Annotated in this window: 15 protein-coding genes; 3 read left to right on the top strand and 12 right to left on the bottom strand. The window is 42.7% G+C overall.

Annotated features, from left to right (window positions below; translation table 11 throughout):
• Positions 1–75 precede the first annotated feature (75 nt).
• Genes A3763_RS18185 through xrt form a run of 7 tightly spaced genes read right to left on the bottom strand, consistent with a single transcriptional unit; the run spans position 76 to position 9,623 of the window.
• Positions 76–2,154, bottom strand: a complete 2,079-nt coding sequence (locus A3763_RS18185) for a molybdopterin cofactor-binding domain-containing protein (protein WP_068515303.1) — start codon at positions 2,152–2,154, stop codon at positions 76–78.
• 21 nt (positions 2,155–2,175) lie between these two features.
• Positions 2,176–3,309, bottom strand: a complete 1,134-nt coding sequence (locus A3763_RS18180) for a GNAT family N-acetyltransferase (protein WP_068634201.1) — start codon at positions 3,307–3,309, stop codon at positions 2,176–2,178.
• The gene (gene nadE, locus A3763_RS18175) at positions 3,309–4,301 is read right to left on the bottom strand and encodes an NAD(+) synthase (RefSeq protein WP_068515293.1); all 993 of its coding nucleotides are present in this window, start codon (positions 4,299–4,301) and stop codon (positions 3,309–3,311) included. Before nadE ends, A3763_RS18180 begins: the two co-directional genes overlap by 1 nt.
• A 27-nt stretch (positions 4,302–4,328) precedes the next feature.
• Positions 4,329–5,840: a class I adenylate-forming enzyme family protein gene (locus tag A3763_RS18170; protein WP_082865367.1), complete on the bottom strand. Its 1,512-nt coding sequence runs from the start codon at positions 5,838–5,840 to the stop codon at positions 4,329–4,331.
• 1 nt (position 5,841) lies between these two features.
• Entirely contained in the window at positions 5,842–6,087 is a 246-nt protein-coding gene (locus A3763_RS18165; RefSeq protein WP_068515291.1) for an acyl carrier protein, read from the bottom strand.
• Between the two features lie 59 nt (positions 6,088–6,146).
• A complete protein-coding gene (gene asnB, locus A3763_RS18160) occupies positions 6,147–8,120 on the bottom strand; it encodes an asparagine synthase (glutamine-hydrolyzing) (RefSeq protein WP_068515289.1) in 1,974 nt (657 codons plus the stop codon).
• A gap of 3 nt (positions 8,121–8,123) precedes the next feature.
• Positions 8,124–9,623 (bottom strand): exosortase, encoded by a 1,500-nt coding sequence (gene xrt, locus A3763_RS18155; protein WP_068515288.1) that lies wholly within the window; start codon positions 9,621–9,623, stop codon positions 8,124–8,126.
• A gap of 222 nt (positions 9,624–9,845) precedes the next feature.
• On the opposite strand from xrt, the gene cysC reads away from it, so the two are divergent.
• Positions 9,846–10,442, top strand: a complete 597-nt coding sequence (cysC, locus tag A3763_RS18150) for an adenylyl-sulfate kinase (protein ID WP_068515286.1) — start codon at positions 9,846–9,848, stop codon at positions 10,440–10,442.
• A 79-nt stretch (positions 10,443–10,521) separates the two neighbouring features.
• Positions 10,522–13,143: a tetratricopeptide repeat protein gene (locus tag A3763_RS18145; RefSeq protein ID WP_068515276.1), complete on the top strand. Its 2,622-nt coding sequence runs from the start codon at positions 10,522–10,524 to the stop codon at positions 13,141–13,143.
• 64 nt (positions 13,144–13,207) lie between these two features.
• Here the strand turns inward: A3763_RS18145 and prsR are convergent, their stop codons facing one another.
• From prsR to A3763_RS18130, 3 genes are all read right to left on the bottom strand, one after another.
• The gene (gene prsR, locus A3763_RS18140; protein WP_082865148.1) at positions 13,208–14,566 is read right to left on the bottom strand and encodes a PEP-CTERM-box response regulator transcription factor; all 1,359 of its coding nucleotides are present in this window, start codon (positions 14,564–14,566) and stop codon (positions 13,208–13,210) included.
• A 51-nt stretch (positions 14,567–14,617) separates the two neighbouring features.
• Entirely contained in the window at positions 14,618–16,675 is a 2,058-nt protein-coding gene (prsK, locus tag A3763_RS18135; protein WP_068515274.1) for an XrtA/PEP-CTERM system histidine kinase PrsK, read from the bottom strand.
• A 425-nt stretch (positions 16,676–17,100) separates the two neighbouring features.
• Entirely contained in the window at positions 17,101–17,916 is an 816-nt protein-coding gene (locus A3763_RS18130) for a YiiX/YebB-like N1pC/P60 family cysteine hydrolase (protein WP_068508906.1), read from the bottom strand.
• Positions 17,917–18,094: 178 nt separating this feature from the next.
• Between A3763_RS18130 and A3763_RS18125 the strand changes: the two genes are divergently transcribed.
• Positions 18,095–18,505, top strand: a complete 411-nt coding sequence (locus A3763_RS18125; RefSeq protein WP_068515273.1) for a phasin family protein — start codon at positions 18,095–18,097, stop codon at positions 18,503–18,505.
• A gap of 28 nt (positions 18,506–18,533) precedes the next feature.
• On the opposite strand, the gene A3763_RS18120 is transcribed toward A3763_RS18125, so the two are convergent.
• Positions 18,534–19,151 (bottom strand): TetR/AcrR family transcriptional regulator, encoded by a 618-nt coding sequence (locus A3763_RS18120; protein ID WP_068508108.1) that lies wholly within the window; start codon positions 19,149–19,151, stop codon positions 18,534–18,536.
• Positions 19,152–19,179: 28 nt separating this feature from the next.
• A partial coding sequence (locus A3763_RS28850; protein WP_068760296.1) for a phosphohydrolase occupies positions 19,180–20,171 on the bottom strand: 992 nt, incomplete at its 5' end.

Below are 20,171 nucleotides of genomic sequence, written 5' to 3'. Positions count from 1 at the left end.
GGGAAGCTAGAGATTGAAGCAGTCTATTTCAAGGTAATTTCCTTTAATATCGATCTATTGATACTTCTTTAGTCACTAAAGTTTAAACGGCGTTCTTCTATGCCTTACCCCTGTAGCGGAATAAACTGAGTTAGCGATGGCTGGTGCGATGATTGGCACGGCTATTTCACCAATTCCACCAGGATCAACATTGCTAGGAATTACCTCAATGTATATTTTTGGTGTTTCATTTATTTTAATCAGGGGGTAATCATCAAAGTTATGTTGCTCAATGCGGTTGTTCTGTATTGTGATTGAATGACCTAACGAAGCATTTAATCCATAGAGAATTCCGCCTTCTATTTGAGCTGTCACTGAGTCTGGGTCGATAACGGTGCCGCAATCAACGACACAGTGGATTTCCGTAATTGTAATGCCTTCTTTGTTCTTGTTTAGCAGAACTGTTAATGCAATATAGCTTCCGAACCCTCTATTAAAGGCGATGCCAATATATTCTCCTTTGCTAAGATGCCAGTTCCATTTACTTACCTCTTTTAACTTTTCTAAAAGCCTCTTTGAACGGTCATCGTGTCGAAGTAAATTTTGTCTAAAGAGAAAAGGGTCTGTGTTTTCGTAGTGAGCTATTTCATCTATAAAGCTTTCAGTTGCAAAAACATGATTTGAATAGGCAACGGAGCGCCAAGAACCAATAGGGATACCGTGATCTAGCGTTTGAAAATAGAGTGACCGATTGGGAATATCGTATGGGAAGTCAATGGCACCACCACTTATTTTCCCCTCTGACGCCCCAGAAGCTGTGTGTCTCCAGTGAGTAATCTTCCCTTTGTCTATTTGGGATTCTATACGGTGAGATGAATAAGGTCGGTAGAAATCATTTTGTATATCCTCTTCTCTTGACCAGAGTAATTTAACCGGAAAGTTGAACTCTTTTGCAATGATGACAGCTTCGGTAACAAAGTCCTGCTCCAGTCGACGACCAAATCCTCCTCCTAAAAGAGTGGTATGAACTCTAACATTATCAGATATTCCAAGTTTACGAAGAACTTTTGAACTCCATTTACCAAGTTGTGTGTGGTATGCCTCTCTCGCTGCACCAAGGGCCATCATTGGATGTTGAGTTGGTGCCCATACGTCACAGCCATCATCGTGAATATGGGCGGTACAATTGATCGGCTCCATACAAGCATGAGCTTGATACGCGCTGTGATAATCAGCACTGATACCTTCTCCTGAAGGGAAGGCGTTGCCGAATTGTTTTACGAGCTTGCCAGTGTGACTTAAGGCATCAATAAAGTCTCTTTCTATCTGAGCTTGGTTTAGGTCATTATCTGTTTCGGAGTGCCATGTAATATTTAAGGTTGATAAGACATTTTTCGCTAGCCAATAGGACGTAGCTACAACCGCAACGGCGTTATTTAGCTTTACTATTCCTTTAACACCGGAGCTTAATTGCCTTGTAGTGGAGACTGACGCTAGTGTTGATTTAAATGTGGGGGCGTGAGTAATTGCAGCATAGTGCAAGTTTTCCAGCTCAGTATCGATACCATATTGTGCCTGTCCCTTGACGATGTCGTGAACGTTTAGGCTAGGGTTTTTGTTCCCTATAAAGTTAAATTCACTAGGTTTTTTAAGAGCAGGATTTTTAGGGGGGTGGAATGTGCTGGCCAGCTTACTCAAGTCGCCATAACTAATGTGCTTTCCTGTTTGCTGGTTTATAACTTGGCCATTTTTGGTGCTTAAACTTTGTTGATCAACCTCCCAAGTTTGGGCTGCTGCTTGTAGTAGCATGCCCCTGACACCTGCAGCCCCAGTTCGAAGAGGGAGCCATAGTGACTTGATTGAGCTACTTCCACTGGTTCGAAGTTGGGCATGCTTCGTGTCCGCGTCAGCCAGCTTGATTTCTATAGTTGACCATTCTAAATCTAATTCTTCCGCTATGATTGCGGGTATTGCATTAATGATTCCTTGCCCCATTTCGATTTTGGGTAAGGTAATGACAACTCGATTGTCTGTGTGAATACTTAGCCAAGCTTTTGGTGAAAATGCTAGGCTTTCAGTATTCCATTCATTACAGCCATTGAGAGAAATGCCAAGTGAAAGGCCTACACCGGCGCTAGTGGTTAGTTTTAAGAATTCTCTACGATTAGTATCCATAAGCTGGTATTCATAAACTATCTAAGGTTTGAAGAACATGAAATCCATATCAGAGTCTGCAAATGTAATTCGCCAATTTTTTATATCCTGTGCTTGCATTAGATTGCAGGCTTCACCTTTACAGTGAAGCATAAATAGATCACCATGAGGACGTTTTATAAAAAGTGACTTCTTCAATTCGTGTTCCATGTCCAGGTTGATGCCTTGATACATGATTGCATCAACATTTTTTTCTAAGGCTAACTTTTCACTTAGCTTGATTAGATCAGGGTAGTCTGAATCTGGAGCTAAGTAGTCACAAATTGCTAGAACCTGTTTTCCTTGCCACTCACTAATCATTGTAACCAAGTAGCTTGATAGGTTTTCTCCTTCGTATAGGAAGTGAATGTCGTAAGGGTGCTGTGATGGTGTTTCAATGTAGCGCCACTCAAAATACTCAGCATTCTGTCTAATGTTGAGTATTTTGAGATTATGTTCCTTGTTGTATAGGTATTCTAAATCCTTCTTATAATTCTCAACTTGGGATATCGGTTTTATCGTTTTTCTAGTTCTTACTAAGTGCTTTAGTCGAGTAAAAAAACGAACGCCCCAGGCTATTGTTGGATAAATTATAGTACCTTTTACCCCATGGCCTTGTTGGGTGCTAGAAAATCCTTTTGCTGTAAGAGGTTTAATATAGAAAGCTATATTTCCAAGATTGTACCAGTTCAATCTTGTAAACATCGCTTGAGCAGCTTGAGATATCCCTAGGCCTATAACGAAATCATGTTGATCCATGAGCTTTTTGATCAAAGCAACGCCTAGGCCTCTCATTCTCCATTTTTCATCGACCGAGAGGTCAATGGCACAGCACCCTGAGTAAACCTTATCGGCATAATTAACCGTACACTTTAAACCATACTGGGTGCCGACAACATCATTCCCGTCCCAAGCGATATATCGGGGGTTTTTGATGTTATTTGAAAATAGCCAATCGTTGTACTCGGGGGAGTGTCGCAAAGGGCTATTTACAAAAGCTTGTTTAAGGAATGAGTCGACACCTTCCGTTTCATTGTCTGTAACGGTTTCACGAATTCGATCCTTAAAACGCACGGCAAGCCTGTCAAAAACTTTTTGTTGATTGTTTTTCGTTTGGCTTTTTTTAGCACTCATCATTACCAACCCAAATCAACCTTGTCTATTAACTGTGCATGGAGGTGTAAATATTGAGTTGTTTTACGTTTGCTTTCAATATCATTGTAAATAAAGTCTGCTTGTTCAGTGCTCGTGTTTAATGCTTCTGCTAACTCTGATGATGGCTTTTCGTTGTTATAGAACCACAGCGCTACATCCATTTTGTTATATGGAAGAGCGAAGTAAAATTCGTCCTGCCCCTGGCTTAGGCTGTAGGTGTCGGTAGTGGGGGTGGCACTACAGATTTCTTCAGGCAGCCCTAGGTGACGAGCTAATTCATATACTTGTGTTTTATATAGGTGAGCAATTGGTTTGATGTCTGCTAAACCGTCTCCACCTTTGACAAAGAAGCCTTGATCATATTCAACTCGATTAGGTGTACCCACTACAGCATAGTTCAGCCGATCTGCATGGAAATAGTCCATATTTTTACGGATACGTTGCTTAAAGTTTGTTGCTGCTACAATTGTCAGGTACTCATTTAAACCCAAACGCTTTTGCTGCTGCTTGCCGGACGGGTCTTCAACGACAAGTTTGAAGTGGTTAATTTGTCCTTTAGCCCCTCCATCGATCACTATTTTATTTTTCCAACCTTCGCAATACTCTGGGAAGGTCTTTTTGATCGCTTGATCGCGCCATTCATAACAACCTATTGCTTCTAGTGCTGGGGCAATATCTTGAACTGTATACTCGATGCCGAGGTGCTCGGCTAGAGCTCTACCTCTCTCTAAGCTAGTTGAAGAAGAATCTGTTTCTGGCATTAAGATTCCAAATACTTTTTTCGGGCCAAGTGCACTGACAGCTAAAGCTGCACTAACTGAGCTGTCTATTCCACCAGATATTGCGACGACCAAGCCGCGACGGTGTAGCGTTTTTCGTAAGGAGTCTCTAATAAATCCCCCAATGCGTTCTACCTCAGCTGCATGGTCTAACTGGGTGTATTGTTTAAGTAGGTTTTCAACTTGGCTATTCATTAGTGATCTCTTCTTTCCGTAAATGAGTTATTTGCGCGCATTGGCAAAGCTTGCTAGCTCGTGACGTTTTATTTTTCCGCTACTTGTGCGAGGAAATTCACTGACCCAGAAAATTTCCTTAACTTGTTTGTGAGGCGGTAGATTTTTCCGGCAATGATAGCGGATCGGTTTTGGGTCTTCACCAAAGCCCTGTTTGAGAATTACAAAAGCAGCGATGACTTCGCCTAGCAGCTCGTCTTTGATTCCAGTGACAGAAACCTCGCTAACAGCATCACACTCCAGGATAACTTCTTCAATTTCTTCTGGGTGAATACGGTTAGCGCCAGATTTAATCATTTGTTTCTGGCGGCCTTTGATGTAATAGAAACCATCAATATCTCTGTAGCCCAAATCGCCGGTGTGTAGCCAGTCACCTGTAATTGTTTGTTCCGTAGCCGTTGGGTTGCTCAAATATCCTTGCATGATATTGTCTCCCTTGGCAATAAGTTCACCTGTCTCGTTTGGCCCCAATAGTTTGCCGCTTTCATCGCTAATCGCTAACTCTACATCAGGTATTGGGATGCCGATTGAGCCGGCTTTTTCTAGTAGTCTGGCTGGCGGCAGGTAGGTGAGCCTTGCTGACGCTTCAGTTTGTCCATACATGACGTAAATATCGGTGTTAGGTAGTGCCTCTAGTAACTCTTTGGTAGTCGTAACACTCATACTTCCACCTGCCTGGGTAATATATCTAAGTTGCGGATGTATTTTGGCAAAGCTAGTCTTATGTAAAAGAATTTGAAATGTTGAGGGTACACCAGAAAAACCCGTAATGCTTGCTTTGTTTAAGTCTTCAGCAATGAGTTTAGGGTAGAGCATTGACTGCCCTAAGCAAATACTTGCCCCAGCATAAATATGAGTTTGTAATACTGAGTTGCCGTAGCTGTATGTGAATGGTAATACGCAATAGGTGCAGTCGGTCGCACTTAAGCTCAGGTATTGGACAATTGATTGAGTATTAGCAAGCAGGTTACTATGAGAAAGCATGACACCTTTAGGGTCTCCTGTGGTGCCAGAGGTAAACAAGATTAGCGCGTTGTGCTCAACAGCTGGGATTACCCACTGGTCTAAGTCGGGTTTCGCTGCTTCCGTGTCTAATAATAGCTCAAATTCATTTGCCTCTACCTTGAGGTGTTGAACTGAGTTTTCTAAGTTTATTGCCAAATTATTTTTGGTGATGGCTAACTTCGCTTGAGAGAAATCCAGAATATGTTGAACTTCTCGAACAGCACTTTGGCTGTGCAGTGGAATAACAGTAATGTCTAGAGACCAGCAAGCATAAAGGAGAGCGATATATTCAGCGGAATTTTCCAGGCATATAACAGCTTTGTCGTTGCTAGGAATATTCAATGATTTAATCTTCTTCCTATAGATGTTAACAAGGCAAGCTAGCTGGTAATAGCTAAGATTCCTTGCTTCGTTAACACTATATGTTACGGCAGTCCGGTCTGGAGTAGAATGAGCATGCTTCGCCAGCGCACTTAATATGCTTGCTATCGTCATACTATGCAGATTTCTTAGAAATATAAGCTAGTAGGTTGTTGATTGAGTCAAGGTTTTCAGGAACCATCTCTTCATCTTCAACGGTGATGTTAAAATCATCCTCAAGCAGTGCAATGACTTCGAGTATTCCCATGGAGTCTAGAATGCCTTTATCCAAAAAAGAGTCATCATTTTTGAGTTCGTCTTGATTGTCTGTGAACATGTAGTTCTCAAGGATAAATGTTCTTAGCGTTGCTTCATTGCTCATAGTGTTTCCTAAATCTTAAATAAAAAGATGTTGTTACATTATTGTAAGGATTATTTATTCTAACTGATTCTGTGTAACTCGGTATCATTAGAGTGATGGTTTTTGAAATTACTCTCAAATTGATCAATAAAATGATGGTGCCAGGCTTGGGTTGATAAGACGGATACAAGCGCTGTGTTGTCTTTTTGGCTAATTGCCTTACCTGATTTAATTTTTTTCAATAGTAGCGCCACTTTGTTTGGGTTGAAGTAATTGCTGTCTTTCAAAGAATTCTCGCTTAGTAAGCTTTCAACGTATTCGGGCGTACTGTCACTAAAAAAGGATGGTATGTTAGGTGCTCTATAAGGCTGTTTATAACGCTGGACAATAGTATTTGGCAAACGATTTTGCATCGCTTTTTTTAGAATGTACTTTTCGTTGAACGCTTTCATCTTGAGTTTTGGGTGCAATTGGCTGGCGAACTCAATCACATTGTGATCAAGAAAGGGGAAGCGACCTTCAACTGAGTTTTTCATTAACATTCTATCCCCTTGAGAGTTGAGCAAGTAACCTGCCATCAAGGTTTTACTCTCAAGGTATAAGGATTTATTGAACGGCTTCCATGAATCAAACCGATCTGGTAATGAGGCGATAAGTCTCTCCTCTGCATTAACATTTAATTCTGATGATAAGGCGTCACTATAGAAAATTTTTGCTTTTGAAGTTGATGCGATCCTTGGCAAATGTGAGAAAAGAGGATGGTTCGGTTGGTCTACACCTCCACCAAAAAAAGCTTTCAAGAAGGAGCCGGCTCGGTCACGAGACATATCTAAATAAGGATATAAGCGCTTGATTAATAAAGGGCGCCAGGATGAGTCAGGCTGGCGTGACCAGAACTCTCTAAGTTTGGCTTCTTTAAAAAGGTCATAACCACCGAATATTTCGTCCGCTCCTTCTCCTGTTAGTACTACCTTGTAGTTTTGCTGTCGAGCCAGGGCTGATAAGCGACCCATAGGGATGGGCGCTGTACGTACAATAGGGCTTTCAGTGTGCTTTATGCAGTCCAAGAAGTCATCCGCAATATTGCTGTACTTGCACTGTGTTGAAAAGTGACTGGTGTTTAAGTGTTCGACCATGGTTTTTTGGTGCTTGCTTTCATCCAGGTCAGCATCTTCGAAAGTGAGTGAAAAGGTGCTGAGGTCTCCGTGATCCAGGTGTTTGATGAGTGAAACCAGGATCGATGAATCTAAGCCGCCCGAAAGATAGGCTCCAACGGGGACGTCAGCCCTTAAACGAATGCGAACGGCTTCTTCTAGAAGTTCAGATACCTTCTGCGCTGCAATCTTTTCATCTACTATGTGTGGGGCGGTTCCAGATGAAAATGGATAATCCCAGTATTGGCGTCGCGTTAAGTTTCCTTTCTCAAAAACAACCTGCTCTCCTGGTTTAACCTCGTAGACATTCTCAAATGCTGTGTTAGGAGAGACAGGTGCCCAATAGCTAAGTATTTGGTCTAAAGAGTTTAGGTTTAGTTTTGGTGCTGAAGGAAGTGTACACAGTATGGCTTTAACTTCTGATGCAAAAGCGAGTGATTGTGCTTGCTGGCTATAAAATAGTGGAGATATACCTACCCGGTCACGAGTTAGAACGGCTCGTTGTTGTTTTTTATCCCAAAGTGCTATTGCGAACTGGCCGTTTAAGTGGTTAACAAAATCCAGGCCATATTCTTCGTAAAGGTGAACGATAACTTCGGTGTCGGTATGGGTATAAAATTGGTGGCCTTTAGCAATTAATACTTCTCGCAGTTCAGGGAAGTTGTATATCTCGCCGTTAAAACTAACCCATACTGATTTATCTTCATTATGAATAGGCTGCTCACCACCCTGAATATCGATGATGCTCAAACGCGTATGAACCAATAAGGCTTGGCTATCTAGATAGTAAGCTTGTCCGTCAGGGCCTCGATGGCGTAATTGTCCTGCCATTTGCTTGGCAAGTGCATAGCGATCTTTTTCAAACGGGGGGAGGCCAAACAAACCTGCTATTCCACACATAGGTTAACTCTCGATGTCGCTGCTTGAACTTATATCAGAATTTGATTGTATGTGTAACTGGATTATTGTATCCAGCATACCTTGAGTTGGCGTTAAGTTACTTTGACACTTCAGGTTGCATTCTTTCGAGAGAGCAACAAGTTGTGATTCATGGATATCAAGATAGGATTTTTTTAATTGTGCTATCTTGCTTGATCCTATTGAATTTGCAAATTGCGCTCCATGTTTATACCAGTAATATACTACTCGGTGCGTTCTTCCTGCTTTAGCAAGCGCGATACGAATTCTTACGTTTGGGTGTAGATCACTTGTCCATGCATAATCATTGATTAGCTGCCATCTGTTCTTATCAAATATTGTGTTCTGGCTATTGGCCATTTCTACATTACTATTGTTTAGGTAGGTGAGGATGTATAGGTCGAGCTGGTCTCCGAAGGCTCCGTATAAGCCTCGCGTTAAATTGGTTGGTTGTGGAAAGTGAGGTTTCCAGTTGGTCGCTCGAGTTGTATCGAGTGTTAGGCCATTTAGTGTTTTTGGTAGCTTAGGTTGGCTTACCTGGTATTCTCTATTTTCTGGTGGGCTAAGTGCTAGTTGGGAAATGATTAGTAAAACTGTGCAAGCTGTTAACGAGAGAATTTGTTGTTTCAATGGCTGCGATGTATCTTGTTTTACAGGTGACTCTTGTTCGCCTTCTGCATCGAAGTGGCGGTCGATGAAAAACCATGGAAGCATCACGGCACCGAACACAATCCACCCTAAAGTATCATGGTCTTCCATTAAAGGGTGGCTAACGCCCTCATAATAGGCGATGAGTAATAGAATGAAGACCCGAATCCAGTTTCCGATCATTGCAAGTGTTGCGGCAATCGCAAGGCTTATCAATGCATGACGAAAACGTCTTCTATTAAACGCTGAGGAAATCAATGCTAGTGACAAAGCCGTCATAAAATACTTTAACCCTGAACAGCCCCCAGCAACATGAACTACGCCGGTGGTGACGGTAAAGTAGTTTCCTTCAACAAGTACCGTTAGTGATAGTAGGGAGGCAAGGTAAGAAACAACTTTAACAGTCAGTGTTTGTAAGAAAGGGATTGCCAGGTACCAGAAAGGCATCGCCATTAAGACGACACTCCATGCAATGATAATATTACGAGTACTTGCAAAGCCTAGAACTATTGCGCTAAATAAGGGCAGCGATAAAGCAAGGCATAAAAAAAACAGTGTTTTTATATCCAGAGCTTGAGATAAAACAAACCCGGCGGTCAGAAGAATGACAGCAGGTAATAATAGATAGTTCGGTTGAACTTTGTTCGATCCAAGGTTCTTATATGAAAAATAGGCGCTTAAAGCGAGAAGGATATAGCCCATATCCAAATCGCCAGCAGTGGTCCAGTGAGTATGAAGTTGAACTAAACGGCTGGGGTAGAAAGTTCCTAGATAACATAGCAACAGGGCAAAAATTGCCGCTAACCACAGCACAGGCTGCCTAGCGATCCGTGTCATAACTTCATCCAAAGTGTAGCTGTACCGCAATGTACGTGAGTCGTTAACGGCTTAGTCGTTCGTTGCGGTAAACAGTTGTAAAACTGCTAAGGTTATTAAAATGCTTTGTAATGGTGTTAAGCTTAGCTGAAAAATAAGGTTAGTGAAAACTATATAAAAGTAACTAATAGTAACTTCGCGACCGATATTGCTCATATAAGACAACTTAAAACGACCTCAATTATGAAAAGCCCAAATATCCGCTGGCACGACCATCAAATCCAAAGAGAAGACCGTGCTAAGCAAAAACATCAAAAGCCCTGCATGATCTGGTTTACCGGCCTTAGTGGTGCAGGTAAGTCTAGTGTCGCGAATGCCTTAGATGCGATGCTCTACGAGAAAGGTAAGCATACCTACCTTTTAGACGGTGACAATGTTAGGCATGGATTGACGAAGGATCTGGGTTTTTCTGCTCAAGACCGAATTGAAAATATCAGACGAATTGGTGAGGTAGGAAAACTTTTTGTCGATGCGGGTTTGATTGTCCAGTCTGCGTTTATTTCTCCTTTTAATTCAGATCGACAAATGGTGAGAAAGCTCTTCCCTATAGGGGAGTTTATTGAGGTTTATATTTGTACTGATCTTAGTGTTTGTGAGCGGAGAGACCCGAAAGGTTTGTATAAAAAGGCGAGGGCTGGAGAGATTCGAAACTTTACGGGTATTGACTCTACATATGAAGCCCCCGAAGATCCTGAACTCGTGGTTGACGCGGGTGTTTTAAGTATAGAAGGTGCAGCAAAGGAAGTTTTTGATTACTTGGTTTTGCGTGGATATGTCTAGCAAACACTAGAATGGCTTGCTTTGAATATAGAGCTTAGCTACAGTGAAAATCTGGAATTTTAATCATAGGGTTTAAAGGATGAAGTTTAATAAAGTTGGGCGATTGTTCATATCTGCTGTATTAGTAAGTATGTTGATTGCCTGCGGAGAAACTGATCAGAAAGAGCTTAACGCGAATCATCTAGCGAGAGCTAAAGCTTATGCCGAGCAAGGTCAATATAAAGCCGCGACAATTGAATATAAAAATGCGGTGAAGAAGTCGGGTGGCGAAGCCTCTTCAATTGTTCAATATGCCGAGATGTTGATTAAATTAGGGCAATATGACGCGGCGCTTAGCTTATTGGAGCAGGTGAGTACCGACAAGGATGAAAGTTACTATGTCGCACTGGTTGAGTCTTATCAAGGTAAGCACAAGTACTTATCTGCTGAGCTTGTTCTGGATGAGCACTTAAGTGGCAATAGCGTTGAGCTTCAAATGCTTCGTGCGCATAACTTGTTAGGTTTGAACGAGCTTGAACAAGCAGTCAATGCCTATCAGAAAATTCTTAATGACGAGGCAGGGAATGACCTCGCTACCCTAGGAAAAGCAACTGCTTTAGTAAGATCTAACCAGGTAAAAGAATCGAAAGGCTTGCTTAATTCCATACCTAAGGGTGCCAAGGCTTTTAGTAAAGCAAGAATTCTATTGGCTGGTATTGCAATTGGTGAACAGAACCTGGAACAGGCCGAAGATATTCTGACCGATTTGCTTTCTACTATGGATAATACAGATATTATTGAGCCGGAAAAAGCCGTTGTATTAGAACGGCTATCTTATGTTTTGACTCGCCAAGGCCGTTCTAACGAAGCCTATATTTACACCAAACTGTTATCCGAAGCCTTCCCGGGTTCAAATGAAGTAAAAGAGAAATATCAGCTTGCGGTCGAGAAAATGCAAGCAGGCGAATTGGATGCGTCTAAAGCAACTTTGATCGAGATATTAAATGATTATCCCTCATACAAGCTAGCGACTCAGCTACTAGGTATTATTAGCTATTTGGAAGGAGATAATACCGCAGCCTCTAAATACCTTTCAGAAAGTGTTGATCCGGAAGTCGCAAATGAGATGACGCGTCACATTTATGCGGCGACGAATCTGAAAATGAATGAGCCAAAGAAAGTGCTAGAAATACTTGAGCCTACTATTGATCGCAGTAAGGCGCCCGAAACACTTGCATTGTATGGCTTAGCAGCAATATCTGATGGTCAGTACAAAAAGGGTGAGAATGCCCTTCTGAAAGCTTTGTCGTTTGATGAAAAGAATATTCGGGTTCGCCTTGCTTTGGCAGATTACTACCGTAGTGGCCCAGGAGCGAATAAAGGTAAAGAATGGCAACAGCTAGATCAATCATACAAGCTAGATAGTTCAGATCTTCAACTGTTAAGAAGCATTGTAAGTTTCCACTTGCGTCATGACGGAGCGAAGAAAGCTGAAGAATTTATCGCCAGTGCGTTGAAAGCTAAACCAAGAGATTATGCGACCAATTTAGTAGCCGGTTACTTCTCGCTGAATCAAAGGAATATATCCACAGCGTTAAAACGTTTTACTATGGCTGCAGAGGTAAACAAGGAAGGTGAAGGTTATCTAAATGCCTTGTTTGCGAAAGGAAAAGCTGAGATATCTTTAAGTAAAGGCGATTCAGCAAAGCAAACGTTTAATGAAATTATTCGGGTGTTCCCCGAAAGTGAGTTGGGTTATAAAGGTTTGCTATCTGTTTATCTTATCGAAGATCAAGGTGCCGAAGGACGTAGTAAATTAGAGTTCTTCGCAAATAGTAATGCTCAGCTAGCGCCATATTATGTACTGATTCAGGAGTCGATCTCACAGCAGAATGTATCGGATGCTAAAGCGTATCTTGAAAAAGCGAAAGCGGCTCACGGAGAAGATGGAAAAACCAAGCGTTTAGGTGATGGAATTAAGTATGTTGAAGCCTTAATTGCAATGCGTAAGAGCGATTTCGCTACGGCGCGTACCAAAGTCGCTGAGGTTCTAACGAGTGAACCGGATAATATGCGCTTATTGTCTTTTTTAGTTGATCTTGAGCTGAAGGCTGGACGTGTTAATGAGGCTGAGAAAGTACTTGGTCAAATAGAGGCTATTAATGATAGCCACCCTGTTGTGAACATATTGCGCGGTGATATTGCGCTATCCAAGAATGACTATTCAACAGCGCGTAAGCTATTGATGCAAAGCTGGGGAAATGCACCCGTAGATTCTACAGCTGAAAAACTATATCGAGTGCTAGGTGTTTTGGGTGATAAGCCTGCCCAAAACAAGTTCCTTCAAGATTGGTTGGTTAAGCTACCTAACAGTACCCCAGCGCTTATGTATCAGTCCTTAGCTTATCAGCAGCGGGGGCAACGTATAAAAGCGGTTGAAGGTTATGAAAAAGTTCTGAAAATTGCGCCCAATAACGTCATGGCTCTGAATAATCTAGGGTGGATCTATTTTGAGAAAAAAGATTCGAGGGCGTTAGAGCTGTTAGCTAAAGCTGTAGACTTAGCGCCGGAGAGTCCAGCCGTTCTTGATAGTTATGGTTGGGTACTCGTTGATAACGGGAAGGTTTCTGAAGGCTTACCTTATCTAGAGAAAGCACATAAGCTCGCTCCGGAAATGGAAGAAATTGAAGAGCATTTAAACGCTGCTCGAGCCAAGCAGTAACCCTTGAGAAAAAGCCTGCATGAAGCAGGCTTTTTTCTTACTCCTATGAGTGTAGCGAATAGGGCTATTGCTCGTGGGTATTAATTCCAAACTTTTCCGTCAGGTTATAGAGTGTCGGCCTAGTAATTCCGAGTAGTCTAGCTGCTTGCGCCATATTATTCTGTGCGGCATGAATAGCTTGTGTGATTGCCGTTTTTTCTGCTGCGTCTCTTATTTGGCGAAGATTAAGCGCCTCTTCAGTCGCACAAGCATCATTTGACAGCTCAAGGTCTGAGCTCGTGACAAGCTTATCATCAGCCATGATGACTGCCCGCTTTACTTTGTTAATAATTTCTCGAACATTACCTGGCCATTCATAGCTCTTTATTGCTCGCATCGCATCTTCGTTAAATGCTAATGTCGGACGGTTCATTTGTTGAGCGAAAGTTTTAAGCAAAGCTTGTGCAATGATAATCGCATCACCGTCACGCTCCCTGATGGGGGGGATATTGAGAGAAATTTCACTCACTCGATAATAGAGATCCTCTCTGAATAAGTTTTGGTCAATGAGTTGTTGGACATTCTGGTGGGTTGCGCAAACAACTCGAACATCTACGGGTATCGGTTTAACGCCGCCAACTCTTTCAATCACTCTTTCCTGAAGGAAGCGTAATAGCTTAACTTGAAGCGGCATCGGCATGTCGCCAATTTCATCAAGAAATAAAGTGCCGCTATCTGCGAGTTCAATCTTTCCTTGTTTGGTTTGGGTTGCGCCAGTAAAAGCACCTTTCTCGTGTCCAAATAGCTCGCTTTCAAGCAGGTTTTCAGGAATTGCTCCGCAGTTAATAGCGACAAACGGGTTATCTTGCCTTGGGCTAACTTGATGAATTGCTTTCGCGAGTACTTCTTTTCCTGTCCCGGTTTCACCTAATAAAAGGGTCGTCACATCAGCAGGTGCTATTTTTTCTATCATTCGACAGACTTCTAGCATCTTGCTGCTACTCGCTATAATGCCCGCTAAGCGTGATGAGGATGAGCCTGTTGATAGTTCTTGATTTTGCTTCTCCAGCTCATGCATGCGGAAGGCTCGATCAACAATAAATGAAAGAATATCGGCATCTAAAGGTTTTTGGAAAAAATCACTTGCGCCCAAGCCAACAGCTTTGACAGCATTTTCTTTTTCCTCCCGTCCAGTAACAACGATTACTTTTGTTGTTGGGGCTAGCCTTAGTATCTCTTCGAGCGCTTGAAAGCCTTCGCTTGAACCGCCTGGGTCTGGAGGTAGTCCAAGATCCAGTGTCACGACTTGTGGCTCTTCACGACGGAGTATGGACAACGCAGCTTCCCTGTCTGATGCGAGATGTACGTCAACGCCTTCAAAACACCAACGCATTTGGCTTTGTAGGCCAGGATCATCTTCTACAATTAAAAGTTTTCGTTTCACGTTTAATTACCCGTACAGTCTTTGAAATAGCATTGAAATTTTACCCTTGAATTAACCTTTAGCCAGAGGAATTTTTAAGGTGAAGCAGGTGCCTACTTCTATCTGGCTCGTGACGCTGATTGTGCCGCCTAGTTTTCTTAAATATTCACGGCTTTGGTACACGCCGATTCCCATACCCGTAAGGCCTTTGGTACTTTCAAAAGGCTTAAATAATTGGTTCTGAATGAACTCTTCGCTCATACCAATGCCGCTGTCTTGTATAAAAAGAAAGATATGCTCGGAAGTTTGCTTGCTGGCAATGGAGACCTCTCCTGCTTTGTCGGTCGCATCTATGGCATTTTGAACGATATGCCCTATTGCGGAACGCAGTTGTTCTTTGTCTGCATGTATCCATATTGGCTGCTCAAGTGCTTCTAAAGACGGGGATGGGCTAGATTTTTTATGACTTTGGTAGATCTCTAGCAATATTTCACCTAGCTCAACGGAAGCTTCCTCATTGTTCTGGTTTGGATTATGAATTTGCTGTAGCAGGTGATCCATTTTCTCGACTGTATGGCTTGTCGTGCGAATCATATCGTCAACAAAAGCAGGGTTGGATTTGTGCTTTTCGGCATTCTTAACGAGCAAAGATAGCTGCGCGATAATGGTCTTTATATCATGAACCAGAAAGGCAGATGCTTTATTTACCGCTTCGAACTGCATGGCAGTACCTAGCTTTTCCTGAGAGTCACTTTGAACAATGTAGCTACATGCTTGCTGAGAAACAATTTTCAACAGGTCGTAATTCTCCCAGTTTAGGTCAATCGTTGCGATGGGTTCACATAGCAAGACTAATCCGGATAGGTTTTCACCGACCCCAAGGGGCAGAATCAGCCATGGGTGCTCGAGGTGAAGCATGCTTTCCGGAATTTCGATCAGCTTATATTTGCTTGGGTCTAGCATGTATTCATCGAGGTTGATGATCCAGTCATTTTGGGTGAAGAAGGTTATTAGCTCGGAATGATGGTCGATGTCTCCGAACTTTGCATCAGGTAGGTGGTATTGTGCTTTGGGTTTGAATAAACCTTCCTCGTCTTTAATCCAGATCGCGCCCGACTGGCTCCCGACCAAGTCGCCAAGGATTTTTATCGCCTGTAGTGATGGAGGGTGGGAGGTATCTGTATCAGAAAGCGCGCGTGTACTCTTGATCCATTCGTCGCGATAGTCGTATTTATAGTCGAAAAAATTCTTACTAATAAAAACCATTATACGTGCGCGTAGAATTGGAGAGCTAATTAGAAGTATTAATGTTATTAGGCCGATTACGATAAACAGTATTCGTAGAGCTTCACCCCACGTGCCACCAAATACACTGATATAGTAGCCACCGGCAGAAATTAAGATAAGGTAGATTCCGGCGACCACCAGTGTTGTCGAATGGAAAGCCATTTGACGTGAGACGTGCATTCCGATGACTTGTTTTTGGTTGTTCATTAAAGTCAACGCGATAAAAGGAGCGGCCAGGGCATTAATTGCGCCGCGCGTTTCCCATAGTGGGGCGGATAACTCGCGAAACAAGAGTGCATCTGAATACATAAAGAAGTCGTAGCAGAACAGGGTGCCAATCGCGATGGTTAGGTATTTGATTCCGGAACGGCTATACATATTCGCGCTACGCCATACTTGTTCTAAAAGTAAAAGTGCGACGATAGAAAGTGATACCTGAAACAACAGAATCGAATAGCTGGACACCCATTGTGAGCCTGAGATACCTTGGGCCAAGGTAATAAAGACCATAGCAGCGAGCAGAGCGAGAATGGCCGAACTGAGATAAAAGCGGTCTCTGCCTTGTTGTTGGTTAGGAATGAAGCTAATCCCCAAGAGCGCGTAGAGAACGTCAAACCAGGCTGCATTGCGAATGAGTTCAAAGGTGTATCGTAGATAGAATGGCACATCAAAGCCTAAGCCTTGTGCGACCAATGCGCCCATCCATAAACTGCTTGCTAGCGCAGCAAGTAGTAAGGAACGATCAACGGATCTGCGTAAATACTTGCTAGCGATAAATACTGCGAGTAGCAGGAAGGCCAGGAGTCCAATACTATTTGAAATAGTTAAGAATGAAATATTCATTGAGCCGGTAGTGTGCCTGAACGTACTTATATTGGAGTGTTTTGAAAATCTGAACCTGATAGTACTTGATAGAATTGATAAATGAACAAAGATTCAGTCTGTTAGTTTTAGTGTAGCAGAGTCATGAGCAGAGTTATTGATTAAATCGCTTGGATTTGAGATTACCTAAGAGAAGTATGTTCTTAATTCAGGTCAAGCAAAAAAACCGGATTCGCTGGGATACGAATCCGGTAAATAGTGCGAGTAGTATCCATGAAAGTCTTTCATTGCTGATAATTGCACTTCGCTTATCAGACACTCAAAGTATTAGTCAGATCGCTCAAAAAACAAGCATTTTTTAATGATATTTTCTTCTAAGTTGGCGTGCTAACCTTTGATATGGTTTTTAGCCGACGAGAGATTAGCCTGTGCTGGAACTCCAGCACTTAGCGGTGTGGTTTGTGTTCTGAGTGAATATTGTCCGTATCCCAGGGCAATAGGCGGTAATGAGGTTGTGATTGGGCAAAATTCATAAAAGGGTATTTGATGATGTCGAAATAGGGGGAGTAATCGAAATCACTGGGGGTGCACAGTTTGGGGTTGCGTCGATAGATTTTTACTTCATGTTGCTCGCTGCGCTTGACCAAGGGAAGAATCGGATACTGAATTGAAGCAAAAGCCTCTGCGATCATTGTTGAGCAGACTGTCTTCGTTGTGGTGCCTACATGTGAGGTGAATAGGCTCGAGCGCCATTTTCGTGGCATCACTAGCCAGGGAAACAGAAAGCGTAGTAAATCGAAGATTTGGCGAATATCGTAGTCGGTACCAAGTCGGCCGACTGCGTAATTTATTACTTTTTGAGCATCGCCATAGGTTAAATCCCTAGGTCGGCAAATGCGCATATGCTCTCTATCGTAAGTTGATAGCGGCCTGACTAGCGTACCCATACCAAGTTCACTTTCGACAATGAGCTGAACGTCGGGTTGCCCGTCAAAATATTCTTTAACCTTTTGTCTTGTGGTAGGGTCTTCAATTTCATGAAGCCGGCCAATATACAGAGCGGCATGTGACCAGCAGCTTTGAGTAATGGTTTTGATGACATCACTCACTCGGCTACGACCTTCGATGAGGATTACGTCGCCAGGTTTGATTTCGTAGCGTGTGCGCTCAAAGTCACTCATAGGAATGCTGCTGGGAGGACGCTCGTGTGTCAACCAGCCTACGATTAAATCAATTAGTGCCGATTTACTTATCAAACCCATTTCATAAACCTTTTATTATCGATACTATTGGGTATAGACAATAAAGCTGCATTCAACAAAGGCTAAATTGTAAAATCTTATTAATGCAGGGCTGGTTAAACGCTAGTTACTGAATCAATACCGGGTGTATAGCGACACGATTACCCGTATTGAGTAGTCTCGAACGAGAGGGTGAAATATGTCAAAAGATATCGACCAGAGCGATGAGATCAAACAAATAAAGGATGGTGACCAGAGCTCGCAGCTATCCGAGAAAATCAAAGAGTCTGCACGTCAGATCTGGTTGGCAGGTTTAGGGGCCTACAATAAAGCTGAAGAAGATACCGGAAAGATTTTCGACAAGCTTGTAAAGGAAGGTGAGGAAATAGAAAGCCTGACCCGTGGCGTAGTAGAAAAACAGTTCAAGGCGGTAGAGGATCGTGTTGAGGATGTTAGAGAGAAAGCCAGCGGTACCTTCGGTAAGCTTGAGAGTGTTTTCGATCAGCGAGTATCATCGGCTTTGGTGCGCTTAGGGATTCCAACTAATCATCGTGTTGCGGAACTGGAACAACGTGTGTCTGAGCTTGAGGCCAAACTGGCTGAGAAATAATCGTTTGATCAATGATTAGAAGAACGGCCTACAAGTAGGCCTTTTTCAATTCGTTGAGTAGTTGGCGCTGTTCTTTATCTAAAAACGGTGCCACCAGCGAGATAACCTGATAAACGCCTCGAGCGAGCATGTCTTCAGACAAACTCTTGTTGCTCGAGACAATGCAGTAATTGATCCAGAACGTTGCCGTTAGTACGATATTCTCACACAAGGCTTCGAGCTCATCATTATTTGCTTCGATACTGCCTTGCTCTTCTAGTCCCTTCAAAATATTGAGCGTAGCTTTCCTTTTCTTTTGAATGATTTTATTGAAGCGTAGCTTGATATTGTCATGGCGACCGAGCACATGGACGATATCTTTATAAAGAAATTGGTACTTTTCAATGTGCTCGAATATCAAGTGCAGAAAGAACCATTGATCCTCGATATCTGGCGTTGTATTGGGCGCTTCCAACAGAGCTCCCATTTCATTTTCAAACCACTCAAATAAATTCGTCAGAATGTCAGTTTTACTTTTGAAGTGGTAGTAAAGGTTCCCCGGGCTTATATCAAGCTCGTCAGAAATCAATAGCGTGGTGACATTCGGTTCACCCAGCTCATTGAAAAGCTCCAGGCTTTTATGGAGTATTCGATCTCTTGTTTTCATTAAACGTCCGGGTCCTTATCGTGTAAACTTAATACGTTTCCTTGTCGACGGGATTAAGATAAAAGTGTGTAATCCTTTCGTCGGTAAATTTATCAAAAAAACGACTGGTATCCGAGATTAATTTTAAGGTCGGTGCTTGTCTTTGATGATCTGATACTAATACTTTGATGTCTTCAAAACCATCTTTGATTTTTGTGAATCGTGCAGTAATGCTAGATGAGACTAATTGCTGCTCAGGGTGACCAAATTCCTTTGATAAGAAATTTAGGTAATGAAGCTCTTCTTCTTTGCTGAGGTTGTCTCGTGTCGCTAGATAGCGCATCTTATGTCTATCCAGAATACAGGAAGAGTAAGAGTTTTTCTTAACCGAAGCGTGCTTTCGAAAAGCTTCCCAGAAATAGCTGTCTGTTAGATACTTGAAACTATCAATATTGTCCAGACTGGCGTTAACGAAGCTCGACACTTCGGGGTTTTGCATCACTTCATCAATCGCAGCGCGGAGCAGCCAGTCGAAGCCTTGAGCTGTTTTGTGCGCGTAGACTTGTCGATACATTTGGTGACGACTATAAACAAAGTCTTCTAGAGAGCTTAGGCCTTTTTCCGCAATTGCCAGACCGAACCAGTTAGTTTGTGGACACCAACCAAAATGAATATTGCTTAGCAGGTGGTCCAGGTTAAAGCCTCCAATTGTGACCGAGGAGTGAAAACCGTCGCGAAGCATGTAATCGGCGCGGTCTGCATCCAGCTCACCCGATACCAGGCTTGATAAAACATGCTGTAATTTGCTGGCGAATTCATCAGGTAAGGAGTCCGGATTATTCGCCAGGTCGCTGGGAGCAATCAGCGGCCAAAGGGCGTGAGCGTGTCGATTAAATAAATCACTTGGGGAAATTGAGGTGGTTTCCATCAGAGACAGAATATCTAAAGGTTCCAGGCTTGGTGCTTTGTTATCGATATCTTGCAGTATTTGCCAGGCAGCACGAACTGAAAAGTGCTCATGCTCGAGTATTGTTGGCGGAT

The organism is Oleiphilus sp. HI0128 (genome assembly GCF_001635365.1).
The sequence above is the reverse complement of the archived record's forward strand: the minus strand, read 5'-3'. Positions and strand labels throughout refer to the sequence as shown.

Excerpts from the sequence above, each read along its gene's own strand:
- A3763_RS18185 (WP_068515303.1), bottom strand. The coding sequence starts at position 2,154 with ATGGATACTAATCGTAGAGAATTCTTAAAACTAACCACTAGCGCCGGT.
- A3763_RS18180 (WP_068634201.1), bottom strand. The coding sequence starts at position 3,309 with ATGATGAGTGCTAAAAAAAGCCAAACGAAAAACAATCAACAAAAAGTT.
- nadE (WP_068515293.1), bottom strand. The coding sequence starts at position 4,301 with ATGAATAGCCAAGTTGAAAACCTACTTAAACAATACACCCAGTTAGAC.
- A3763_RS18170 (WP_082865367.1), bottom strand. The coding sequence starts at position 5,840 with ATGACGATAGCAAGCATATTAAGTGCGCTGGCGAAGCATGCTCATTCT.
- A3763_RS18165 (WP_068515291.1), bottom strand. The coding sequence starts at position 6,087 with ATGAGCAATGAAGCAACGCTAAGAACATTTATCCTTGAGAACTACATG.
- asnB (WP_068515289.1), bottom strand. The coding sequence starts at position 8,120 with ATGTGTGGAATAGCAGGTTTGTTTGGCCTCCCCCCGTTTGAAAAAGAT.
- xrt (WP_068515288.1), bottom strand. The coding sequence starts at position 9,623 with ATGACACGGATCGCTAGGCAGCCTGTGCTGTGGTTAGCGGCAATTTTT.
- cysC (WP_068515286.1), top strand. The coding sequence starts at position 9,846 with ATGAAAAGCCCAAATATCCGCTGGCACGACCATCAAATCCAAAGAGAA.
- A3763_RS18145 (WP_068515276.1), top strand. The coding sequence starts at position 10,522 with ATGAAGTTTAATAAAGTTGGGCGATTGTTCATATCTGCTGTATTAGTA.
- prsK (WP_068515274.1), bottom strand. The coding sequence starts at position 16,675 with ATGAATATTTCATTCTTAACTATTTCAAATAGTATTGGACTCCTGGCC.
- A3763_RS18130 (WP_068508906.1), bottom strand. The coding sequence starts at position 17,916 with ATGGGTTTGATAAGTAAATCGGCACTAATTGATTTAATCGTAGGCTGG.
- A3763_RS18125 (WP_068515273.1), top strand. The coding sequence starts at position 18,095 with ATGTCAAAAGATATCGACCAGAGCGATGAGATCAAACAAATAAAGGAT.
- A3763_RS18120 (WP_068508108.1), bottom strand. The coding sequence starts at position 19,151 with ATGAAAACAAGAGATCGAATACTCCATAAAAGCCTGGAGCTTTTCAAT.